The 11,553-nt window shown below is 64.1% G+C and carries 4 protein-coding genes; all 4 read right to left on the reverse strand.

Annotated features, from left to right (window positions below):
* Positions 1-14: 14 nt before the first annotated feature.
* Entirely contained in the window at positions 15-563 is a 549-nt protein-coding gene (locus NE609_RS10695) for a hypothetical protein (protein ID WP_121586130.1), read from the reverse strand.
* A gap of 154 nt (positions 564-717) precedes the next feature.
* Entirely contained in the window at positions 718-1,374 is a 657-nt protein-coding gene (locus tag NE609_RS10700) for a hypothetical protein (RefSeq protein WP_256152481.1), read from the reverse strand.
* Between the two features lie 97 nt (positions 1,375-1,471).
* Positions 1,472-2,002 carry a hypothetical protein gene (locus NE609_RS10705; protein WP_121586128.1) on the reverse strand — a complete coding sequence of 177 codons (531 nt, stop codon included), beginning with the start codon at positions 2,000-2,002 and terminating at the stop codon, positions 1,472-1,474.
* A gap of 6 nt (positions 2,003-2,008) precedes the next feature.
* Positions 2,009-11,530, reverse strand: a complete 9,522-nt coding sequence (locus NE609_RS10710) for a right-handed parallel beta-helix repeat-containing protein (protein WP_256152482.1) — start codon at positions 11,528-11,530, stop codon at positions 2,009-2,011.
* Between the last annotated feature and the right edge of the window lie 23 nt (positions 11,531-11,553).

Here is an 11,553-nt window from a genome sequence, read left to right on the forward strand (position 1 = left end):
CGTCCCTCCCGTGATCAGCTTAAGACGGTGATCGTCAGTTTCGCACCCGCCGAACCGATATATTCTTCCGTCTCGGGGTCGTATGCGTTAAAGACCGCCGTCGCGAGGTATTCGCCCTTTTCCAGCTCCACATCCAGCTTCGCCGACTGGATGTGGTGGTTGGGCTCGATGAGCCCCGTTTCGTAGATCAGCTCGCCCGTGTCGTCCAGCGTGATCAGCACCTGCATGAGATACCGGTTGCCCGGCACGTTTTCGATCTGGAGCGGGCCCTCGGCCTTTCCGTTTTCAAAGGTGGGCGCCGTGTTGATCGAGATATTGAACATGCCCTCTTCCACGATCCGGTTGAGCTCCGCCTGGATTTCCTCCTCCGTCTTGCCCTCGAGCTGTCCGGCGAGCGCCGCCGCCTCCCGCGCGAGGCCGGACGGCCCCGCCTTGGGCGCGCGCAGCAGCAGGAACGCCAGGATTCCCAGCACGAGCAGCAGCAGGACGCACGCCGCGGCGAGCAGCTTTTTGCCGCCGTCCCGGGTTGCGTTCGTCCGCTCTTCCGTCTTTTCTTCGTTCATCGTCCATCCCGCCTTATTTTGTTTCTATTTCAAGGCTTGCGCCGTTTGTTTCCTTGTTGGGGCGCGGATCGCTCCGCGGGCTCGGGTGGATGTCCTGCAGGGCCCGAAGGCCCCCGCGCGGGGGAGTTCCCCGCGCGGGATGTTAAGGAAGAAATTAAGCCGCCGTGACAAAATACATCACGTTCACAACGTTGGTGTCGTCGCCTTCGTTCACGCCGCCGGGGGCAATGTACGCCTGCAGGGGGAGTTTCAGCTCGCCGTCGGTGGTACCGTTATTTTTAACGACCTTCCAGGGGGCGGCCAAATCCGTGTTTTCACTGTCGGAAATCGTGGAAAGGTCCACGCCGTTGACCGTCATCGCCATCGTCTTTGCCGCGGTCAGCGTGTTGTTCGCACGGACATAGCCGCCGCCGCTGTAAACGCTGCTATCGAAGGTGTTGAACGTCCAGCCCTCCTGCGGCATCGCACGCATGGCATAGACCTTGATGTCCGTATCCGTTCCGGTGTTGAGGATTTTGTACGCGTCGGCCGGCGTAACAACCATGCCGTCGCCGCCGTAGGCGTACATGCAGACCCACAGCGGGATCGTCGCGCTGATCTGGGTATCCCCGGATACGGCGTTTTTATCGATGTTCAGGTAGAAATCCGTCTTGCCGAACTGGCTTCCGCCGCTGGTGGCCAATTCCTTCTGCTCGCCGACCGCAGCTTCGGAGTTAATGCCGTGCGTACCGCCATCGTGCGCCGCGAACGCGACAACGCCCATGGACATGACGATCGTGATTGCCAAGAGAACCGCTAACAGTTTTTTCATTGTTTTGACCTCCTAAGATGTTTTGTATTGGGATTGTTTTGAAACCTTATAAAAAGTGATTCGCTCACATACCCCCTCCTCAGTTCTGCGGCCGCATTCAGTTTTCTACCTCGAGGACCAGCTTCGCGCCCGCCTGCCCGGCGATCGAATGTTCGTCGTCCGGCATGTGCGCGGTGAAGACCGCGGTCGCGTTATAGACACCCGCCGGCAGGTCCTCGGACAGCCTGATATACTGGATGTACTGTCCGGGCCTGATGCCTTTGGATTGGTAGACCGTTTCGCCCGTGCTGTCGAGCGTGATCTGGACCGTCATGTTGTAGCGGTTGGCAGCGATGTTCTCGATGTTCGCGAGCCCTTCGCCGTTCCCGTCCGGGAAAATGAGATAGGTGTTGATCGCAATGTTGAACATGCCCTCTTCCACCACGCGGTTGAGCTCCGCCTGGATCTCCTCCTCCGTTTTGCCCGGGAGGTGGCCGGTCATGGCCGCCACGTCGAAGAAGGTGTCCTGCTGGCTCTGCCACCAGTACCAACCTCCCACGCCCGCCGCGATCAGCAGGATCAGGAGCAGCAGAAGCAAGAGCAGTTTCCCGCGGCCCTTTTTCGTGGCCGCGCTTTCCGTTTCATTCATCGCTTATCACCCCCCGTCACCGGCCGCGCCGCTGATGTCCACCGTATAGGTCACGGCGGCGATCTGGGTCTCCCCGTCCGCCGTCACGCCCCCCGCGGGGATGTAACATTCGACGGGCACCGCGCGTTCCGCCGCCGCCCCGATGGGCTTGAAGAGCGGGCCGGTTTTCTCCGCCGCCGTCCAGCCCGCGCCCGCGTCCGCCGAAACCCACTGGGTATCCAGCCGGAGCGCCGCCTGACCGGCGGAGAGATTGTTCCTGGAGACGTCGTAGCTTCCGTTCGTGAGGAACCCGCCTGCCGGGGGCTGCACGAACGACCAGTTTTCCATCGGTCTCACCGACATTCCGGTGACCTGCACCGGGAAGAGGGAGTTGTTCTTGATGACGTAGCTCCCCTCCTCCGGCGTGACGACCTTGCCGTCCCCGCCGTAGCCGTACATGCACACCCACAGGGGCACCGTCGCGTCGATCGAGACCGGGTTCGTATGGAACGGAATCCGCGCCATGTCGTCCGCGTAGGCGTTTGCCGCGCCACGCTCAAGCAGGGATATCTTCATCGACAGCCAGCCGTCCCGGGATTCGCTGATGGCATTCGCATTGTAAAAATTGAATGGGAGAGTAACCGTCTGGTTCCACCCACGTGTCTGGCTGACCGGATACTCCGTGCCCTCGTAGGGCCTCGTCCACGCAAACTTATTCATGGCGTCATTGCGGCCCCACTCCGTGCGTCCGGCCGTGACGGTCTCCTTGCTGACAAGCTGCGGGGTGTAATCCGCGTCGGCGCTCTCCATCGTATAGCTTCCAATGCCCACGGAAAGCGATGTCGAAGTGCCGCCGGCCAACGGCTGCTGGATGGCTATGACGATCGACGCCGTGTCGTTGGGGCCGGAATCATCCGCGCCGAGCGTCGAGGTCTGCACCGCAGTGCGGTCGCCCGTACTGTACTGTACCTTCCAAAGTGAAAGGCTGAACGAACCGCTTTTCGCGACGGTCCCGTTGGCGTCCGTGGCTTCCAGGTGGTAAACTCCGTCATCGCCCCAGTTCGGCGTAAAGGTGACCGAAACCGATGCTTTGCCCTCGTTGCCCGAATTGACCACGCCGCCAAACGACGTGTCGATCTTATTTGTTCCACGATAGAGTTCGCAGCTGACCACGTCGTCGGAGGACACCTCCGCCATGATCGTCGCCGGGACGCCCGCCTGTTTCAGGAAGTCCTGCTCCAGGTCCATGAAGTGGAAGGGCTCTCCCAGTTCCAGGGTATTTGCTTCTGTGGGGGATTTCGCCAGCGTGTATTCGATGCTCTCCTCGAGCAGGAACTTCGCGGTTTCGTCCGCGACGTCCTCCACGACGCCGTTTAAATAGACGGCGACGTTACGGCCGGGGCCGTAGTCCGTGTCCGCACGGTCCATGTCCACCGGGATCGCTGCGGAATCCGGAAGCGCCCCGTCCACGTTGATGACTTTTCCCTTCGGCAGGTAGACGTACTGGTCCGCGCCGAAGGAGGTCGCCCTGCCGCGCAGTCGCAGCGTGCCGCCCTGGTAGATTCCGTTGCCGCCGCTGCCGCCGGTGACCGTGTTGCCCGAAAGCGTCAGGTTTTCTGCCGTCACCGTGCCGCCGCCGATCGCAATGCCGCCCGCGTACTGGGCGCCCGCGTTGTCCGCGATCACGCAGTTTTTCAGCGAGGCGCTCCCCGACTTGAGCCAGAGGCCCGCGCCCCGGTTCTCCCGGATGCTTCCGCCGGTGATTTCAACCTGCCCGCCGAACGTCGCGATGCCGCCGATCATATTCTGCGCTTCGTCTCCCTCGTTTCCGGAAATCTCCCCGTCCGTCATGACCAGGGAGGCTCCCACACCCAAGAAGATTGCGCCCGCGCCGTTATTAGCACTTAACCCGCTGTTTCCGGTGATCCTGCCGCCGTTGATTTCAATCGTCGCGGCCTCAGCCTGCAAAGGCGTAGAGATTGCGCCGCCAAGGAGCCCCGCGATGTTGTTTTGCAGGACCGCTCCCTGGTTCAGAACCAGGTTTCCTTTGTTCACGGTGATGGCGGCTTCGCCGCCGATGCCCGGCGCGGCGATCTCCGCGGCTCCGGTCACACCGTGGCGGTGCCCGTCGACGGTAATCTCCTCCAGTGTCAGGCTGCCGCCGTCAACCGTAAAGATGGAGCCGCTGTTGCTTGTTACCGCGTAGTTATCCCCGAGGCTTCCGTGCGCCTCCGGCTGGGAATAGCGCATGATCGTCACCGGACCGCCCGCGTCCACATAGCCCATTCCATAGAGCTCCTGTCCGCTCAGCGTGATGTTCTGGCCCTCCGGGATCGCGACTTCTCTCACCACGTAAAGGGTGCCGCCCTTTTGCGCGGCGAGCTTTTCATACGCCTTCGCGAGGGTCTTGACCGCCTGGGCGGGCGATCCGCCGTCCCTATCGTCGCTGCCGTTTATGCCGTCGATGTAGACCGCGCCCTTCGCCTGCAGCTCGAGGACGTTCTCGCCCTCCCGCTTTCCGGCGGTGAAGCCCGCCGATACCCGGCCGGACAGCGCGGCCTTCGACGGGTCGACAACGATTGTACCCTGATTCTGCGCGTCATAGGTGATAATCGTCCTGCCTTTGTAGGCGTCTGCCAGGTCGATCTTCAGGGCCCCCCTCGGTGCGAAGGCGTTGAAGGTTTCGATATATTTTTCCGTCCCGAGGAAGACCTCTCCCTCGACCGACAGATCCTCATCCGTGCCCGCCGCCGAGGAGATCATCAGCCGGCCGGCCTGGTAGACCGCCGAACCCTCCTCCGCGTGGGTGTTTGCAATCGTGGAACCGCCGTAGAGCTTGTATGTTCCGCCCTCCGCGATATACACCGCGCCGCCCTGTCCGTCTGCCGAAGTATTCCGGTTGTTGCGCAGGACCGCGCCGTTGTCGGTATGGAAGTTTCCGCCGGACCGCACCGTCACGAGCGGCGCCTGCGCCTCGACTGCGGGCGCGGCCAGCGCCTCTGCGCCCTGCGTCACCGCCTCGCTGTGGCCGTCAAGCGTCGTGCCTGCGACCTGGAGGTAGCCGCCGTTTTCAACAATGAAAAGCTCCGCCGTGTTGGACGCCTTGCCGTACCCGGGCAGCGGCGAAACCGGCTTGGAGTAGCGCTTGATGGCGACCGGGCCGCCGCTGAGCGCGATTGTGCCCGCACTGTCGGTGTAGCTGTCGGAGGCGACCTGGACCGAGCCGGTAATCCGAACCGGGTTGACGATATAGATCGTGCCGCCGTCGTTCTTCAGGCTGTCATACGCCGCACGCAGCGTGGCGAAGGCCCCGTCCGGGGTCGCGCCGTCGCCCGCATCCGCCGACAGGGAGCCGTCCACATAGACGAAGCCCTTTTCGCCCAACTTGAGCACGCTGTGCCCGCCGTCGGGCCCGCTTCCGACCGTGCCGTGCACCAGCCGGAACTGGGCCGCGACCGCCTCCGCAAGCGTGAATTTGGCAAGCTCGGGAGCGGGAGAAACCAGCACGCCCTGATAGGCGACCACTTCACGGCCCGCGTAGGGATCCGCCATGTCCACCGTCAGCGTCCCGGCAAATCCCGTTACGGCGTCGACCGTCCTTCCGGCCACGAGGTATACGGATCCCTCGGCCGTGGGGTTCCCGTTGACGCTCATCGTGCCGTTCTGGTGGACCGCGTCCCCGCGCGCCGCCTGCGTGTTGGAGATCGTGCCGCCGTTGAACGCGAAGATGCCGTCCGGTTCCACAACGACGGCCCCGCCGTCGCCGGAGGTCTTGTTGTTGCAAAGCGTTGCGTTCTCGCCCACCGTCAGGCTGCCGCCGCGCGCGACGCGCACCAGCGTGCCCGCGGCGGTATAGCTGTCCTCCGCGCTGCGCCTGCCCTCAATCGAAATGCCGCCGAGCGTGAGCGTTCCGCCGTCCGCCACGCGGACAAGGTCGCCCGCGAAGGCGTCGTAGGTCTTTTGCCCCGCGACTTCAAAGCCGTTATACCGGCGCAGGTACTGGCCGTCCGCAAGGGTCCAGCCCGTGCCCGGTTCGGTCACCGTCACGGTTCCGGTCACGTAGATCGCGCCCGGTTCCCCGGCCAGAGCGGCCTTTGCCGATTCAAAGGTCTTGAAGGCGCGCGCCGGGGTCGAGCCGTCGTACCACTCGCTCGTGCCGCCGTTTTCACCGTCCAGGAAGACGATCTTGCGCAGCACGATGTTGGGGGACGCCTTGTCGAGCAGCAGGGCCTCCGTGTCCGCCTGGAAATACCGCAGGTAGGCGGACGCGTCCGACACGGCGCTGCCGTTTAACGGGCTGACCACCGCGCTTCCGGATTGATACTGCGTGTCGCCGCCGCCCATGTTCATAGTCAGGCGGTACTTGCGATTCTGGGTGATCGCCGCCGAAACCCGGACGGGAGACGCGGCGGTATTCAGATGGATGGTCCCGTCGATCGCGGTCCGCCCGCCGTTCAGGACAAAGCTGCCGTCCGCGACATAGACGCTCCCGCCATGCTGCGTGCTGTTTCCGAGGGCGTTGCCGGAGATCTGTCCGCCCGCCGCCGTAACCGTGCCGCCGTCGACGTAGATGCCCGCGCCGCCGGTCACGCCGGCCGCTGTCGTCCTGTTTCCGGTGACGCCGCCCGCGTTGATCGTGAGGGTGCTCTTTTCGCCAGAGACCCGGACACCGCCGCCCGCCAGGGCGGTGTTGTCCGAGACGGTGACGCCGTTAAACGTGGCGTTTCCCGTCAGATCGATGCCGCCGCCGTTCGCCGCCGCCGTATTTCCCGTAATGCTGCCGCCGCTGTAGACCTGCTTAATGGGGGAGGAAGCATTATACTTGATTCCAATGCCGCCGCCGCTGCCTCCCGCGCGGTTGCCGGAGACGCTGCCGCCCGACATGGTAAAGCCTTTGCTACACGTGCCCAAGTAGATCCCGCCGCCGTCCCCAGCCGCCTCGTTGCCGCTGATTTCGCCGCCCTCAACTATGAAAGACCTGCCCAGCATCCCCATCATGATGGCGCCGCCGTTTAAGGCCGACGTATTGCCCGAGATCATCCCGCTGCGGATGGTGATGGTGGAACTCATCCCAGTCCCGATGGCGCCGCCGCCCATCGTCAATGGGTTGGCCGTTCCGACCGCATGGTTGCCCGTAATCGACCCGCCGTCCACAAGGATCGTTCCGCCCTGCGAAAAGACTCCGCCGCCGCTACTGGCGGAGTTGTCGCTGACCTCGCCGCCGTTGAGCGTAACGGATCTTGCCACACAGTGAATCCCACCGCCGAGATTCTTCGCCGTATTGCCCGAGATGGCGCCGCCCTGCATGGTAACGCCGCCGTAAACGCCGCCGCCGTTAGAGCCCGAGGTGTTGTCATTGATCGCGCCGTTCTCCAAGGTTACATCGCCAAAAACACCGCCTCCGCTGTCGAAGGCCATGTTTCCGGAGATTTCCGTGTCCCCGCTCACCACGATGGTGCCGAGGCTGCTGCTGGTACCACTGTAGACGCCGCCGCCATCCGCACCGGCCTGGTTCCCGGTAATTTTACCCCCGGTGATGACACAGGAGGGAATGCTTCCAGATGTTGCGCTGAGGTAAACGCCGCCGCCGCTGCCGGAGGCCGTGTTGCCGCTGATTGTGCCGCCGCTCATCTCGAAGGAGGAGCCGGTCGCCCGGATGCAGACGCCGCCGCCGAGCCCGCTGACCGAATCGCCCGTAAGCCCGCTTTCCCCGTGCGTATTGTCCGAAATGGTTCCGCCGTTCAGGATGAACTTGTGGGTATTCCCCTCAATGATGACGCCGCCCATCTGGTTGCCCGTCACAGAGCCGCTGTTCATCGTAATCGTCATGTGGTCGGAGGGGGTGTGCAGGCCGGGGCCCGCGTTGTTGCGGATGATCGCGCCGTCAATCGTGCAGGTACCGCGCGTGGGCACAACGCCGGGGCCCGTGCCGTTTTCGATGACCGTTCCCTCGCTCAGCACCAGCGCCGCGCCGCCGCTGACCTGGATCAGGCCCGTTCCATAGCGGCTCTGGGTGGTGCTCGACACGATGGGGGTTCCATTTCCGTTGACGACGACGTCCTTCAGCGTCAGCTTCGCGTCGGGATACTCCACCACGCTGCCGGCGCCCTCACGGGAGATGAAGATCGGCGCGAAGGTATAAGACCCGTCCGCCATTGTGCGGATCTCCGGCCGCCAGGTCTCCCCCGCGTTGTCCGTCATCTCCGGGAGGGACCAGGTCTCGTCCTGCCGAACCACCACGGTGGCGCTGATGAGGATGTTGGTTCCCGCGGGGCGGGATTTCAGCAGCTCCTTCGCGCGCGCAAAGGTACGAACCGCGTCGTCCGGGCTGGTACCGTTGTTACCGTCGTTGCCAGACCCGCTGAGATAGACGTAGAGACCGCCCCGGCCGACGATGTCATTGCCTTCGCCGGCCAGCGTCAGGCCGCCGCCCATATCGACCAGGGTAAACACGCCCTGTTCCAGATAGGACGCGGCGTTATACCCGGCCGCTCCAGCGACCACCGTTTTTCCAATATAGGTATCCGGGACACGGAGTTGGAATTTTTGACTGGTGTTCAACGGACCGAACAGGTCAATCGGCGATTTCTTCGCATCGGAATTCTGCTCCATGTCGATGAAGATTTCGTCAGGAATCGTTACGCCCGTACCGCCCAGGTTGAAGTACGCGCCCTCGTGGGCCACGCCCGCCCCGCGCTGCGCGGTGTTCCCGCTGACCGTCACGCTTTCCTCGATCTGGAGCATCGTGGGCCCGGGCGCGATGTAGACGCCGCCGCCCGTCGAGGTCCGCCTGCCTCTCACGGATTTCGCTTCGTTATTCGTGATCGAGGCGGAGTCTCTCATGACGAGATCGCCGCCCGCCACATAGACGCCGCCGCCGAGCGAGCCGTCCTCATGGCGGCTCTCCTCCTCCGGGTATGCCTCGTGCACATGGTTCCCGCTGATCGACGCGTTTCCGCTCATCTCCATGCTGCCGGTGTCGGCGAGATAGACGCCGCCGCCCTTGGTGGCCGTATTGCCGCTGATTTCCGCGCTTCCGTTCATGAACATCCTCTCGCCGGCAAAATAGACCCCGCCGCCGAGCGCTTCGCCGCCGCGGTGAAGGATGTCGTCGCAGAGGTTCCCGGAGATTTTACCGCCGCTCATCGTAAAGCCGCCGGCGGCGATCCAGACGCCGCCGCCGCGGTGCACCACGTATTTTTCCGTCTCTTCCACAACGGCGTAGTTTCCGGAGATTTCGCCGCCGGACATGGTCATGCTGCCCCCATCGAGGTACACGCCGTTTCTACCGTTCCCGGTGATCTTTCCGGAGACGACGTTGACGGTGGATGCGCCCGTGGCGTTGATGCCCCGGCCCTTGTTGCCGGAAATTTCGCCGCCTGCCAGCGTCACCGAACCGCCGGCGACGCTGACGCCGCTGCTCGCGCTGCCGCGTACGGCCGTCCCGTCCGCCAGCGTCAGGCTGCCGCCCGCCGCGACCGACACGATCGTATTGACAGATGTTTCGGCCTCGCCGTAGAGGCCGTCCAGAACGACGTTTTCCAGCGTCAGGCTGCCGCCGTCCGCAACAGTGACAAACTGATTGAGCGTAAGGGCGGAATCATCCCAGCGGGTCACTTCGACCGTCTCATCAAGCGGGGAGGACCAGGTCTCGGTACCGCTCACGGTCACGGGGCCGCAGAGGATGACCTTCGCCGGGATCGTACCGCCGCTCTTCGAGAGGATTGCCATCGCTTTTTCAAACGTACGGACCGGCGAATCGGGCGAAGCGCCGCTGCCGTCCGTTGCGGCGGTGCCGTCCAGATAGACGCCGCCCATCAGCACTAGATTATTTTGATAGCCCGCCAGCGGATACGCCGTCCCACTCAGCGTGAACGCGTCCGCGTAATCCGCCGCCGACGCCAGCGTCCCGCCGGGCTGTACGATGACGTTGCCCGGACGGTGGCTGCCGCTCAGTTCGACCGCAAAGGCCTTCCCCGCCCCGGGCGCGCCGGTCAGGGTGATCGTTTCCTCCGGGCTTTCGAGCCGGATTTTTCCCGTGAGCGTGGCGGTCGGGCCGTTCAGCAAAAAGGCCGCCTTTGTTGCGGAAGTCGAACGGTCGACCGAAACGGCGAAGCCGCCGTCCGGCGCGGCCACAGACCCCGCCGACAGGACGAACTCCCCTTTCGTGACAACGCCCGTCTGCGTCGCCGAGATCGAGCCGCCGTCCATCTGGAAGGCGCTGTCCTCGCCGACTTCCACCCCCCGCAGGACGTTCGAAACGGTTCCGTTCTCCATCGTAAACCTGCCGCCGCGGACAATCTCCGCGCCGACATCCGTCCCGCTGACAGTTCCATCCTGCAGGACCAGACTGCCCGCGGAGACGCGGATCATCGGCGCCTCAAAGGCGGAACCGGAACTGCCGCCCTTGCCGCCCGAAAGCGCGCTTCCCCCGGTGACGGTCAGCGTTCCTCCGGAAACGGAAATATTTCCGCTGTCGCCCGGCCGGCCGCCATGCAGGGTGATCCCATCCAGCGTGAGGCTGCCGGTCACATTGATCAACTCGTTATTACCGCTTCCGCTGCGGGAAACGGTCGCTCCGGACCAGGTTTCGTCCCCTTCCACCGGGACGGTCCCGCAGATACGGATCTCCCCCTGTCCGGACAGCTCGTTGAGCAGAAGTTCCTTTGCGCGCGCGAAGGTGCGCACCGGGTCGTTTTCCGCGGCGCCGGTATTCACATCGTCCCCCGGGCCCGAGAGATAGACCGCTCCGTTGTAGACCACCGCCGGGCGCGCCTGGACGACGCTCGCGTCGTCCGCGCGGACCGTCAGGCTCCAGGCGGGAGTCGCATCCTGTAACGATTGGGTCAGGGCGAGCTTCGCCAGTGCGTCCCGCATGGAGACCCCCTCGGCGGCGCGCGCCGCGTCAAACGAGGCTTTAAAGCCGTTTTCGCCCGCCGCGAAGGAGAGCACCAGCGTGTCCTCCGGCAGCGCGAGCAGTTCGACCGCCTGCGCCGTATCCGGGTGCTCGAAAAGAATCTGTCCGTCGGAGAGGCGCAGCCCGGTCCCGATCTTCAAAACGCCGCCCGCGAGACGGATTAGCTCGTCCGTCTGGGCGTCCGCCCCGGAAATCTCGATCTCCGACAGGGTCATCGCAACGCCCTCTCCGAGGGTAAAGAGCGCCCCGGAAGGGTGATTTTCATGACGCGCCACCCGCACGGGCGTTTGCGCGAGGCCCGCAAAGACGCCGCTGAAAGCAAGGTCTCCCGGCGACATCTGGGAATTGCGTTTCAGGTAATCCGCGCTCTCCGCCGCGGGATTCATGCAGTAGATCGTGCCGCCCGGAGCGGCCAGCTCCAGCGCCTGCTCGAAGGAACGCACCGGCGCGTTCTCATCACCCCGGTTGTCGTCGCTTCCGCCCCAGATCGTCGCCGTGCCGTCCGCGTTGCTCTTCGTTTCGGGGTCGGGGTTCCAATAGACGACGTCCCGGCTGTGCAGCTCGATTTCGGGCGCGTCCAGGGACATCGTGGTCAGCAGGTTTTCGCCGCGGAACGCCTTGACGGTGTACACCCCGTCCGCGCTCGCGGGCACGG

Source organism: Anaerotruncus sp. DFI.9.16 (assembly GCF_024461615.1).
GTDB classification, from domain to species: domain Bacteria; phylum Bacillota; class Clostridia; order Oscillospirales; family Ruminococcaceae; genus Anaerotruncus; species Anaerotruncus massiliensis.

Excerpts from the sequence above, each read along its gene's own strand:
- NE609_RS10695 (WP_121586130.1), bottom strand. The coding sequence starts at position 563 with ATGAACGAAGAAAAGACGGAAGAGCGGACGAACGCAACCCGGGACGGC.
- NE609_RS10700 (WP_256152481.1), bottom strand. The coding sequence starts at position 1,374 with ATGAAAAAACTGTTAGCGGTTCTCTTGGCAATCACGATCGTCATGTCC.
- NE609_RS10705 (WP_121586128.1), bottom strand. The coding sequence starts at position 2,002 with ATGAATGAAACGGAAAGCGCGGCCACGAAAAAGGGCCGCGGGAAACTG.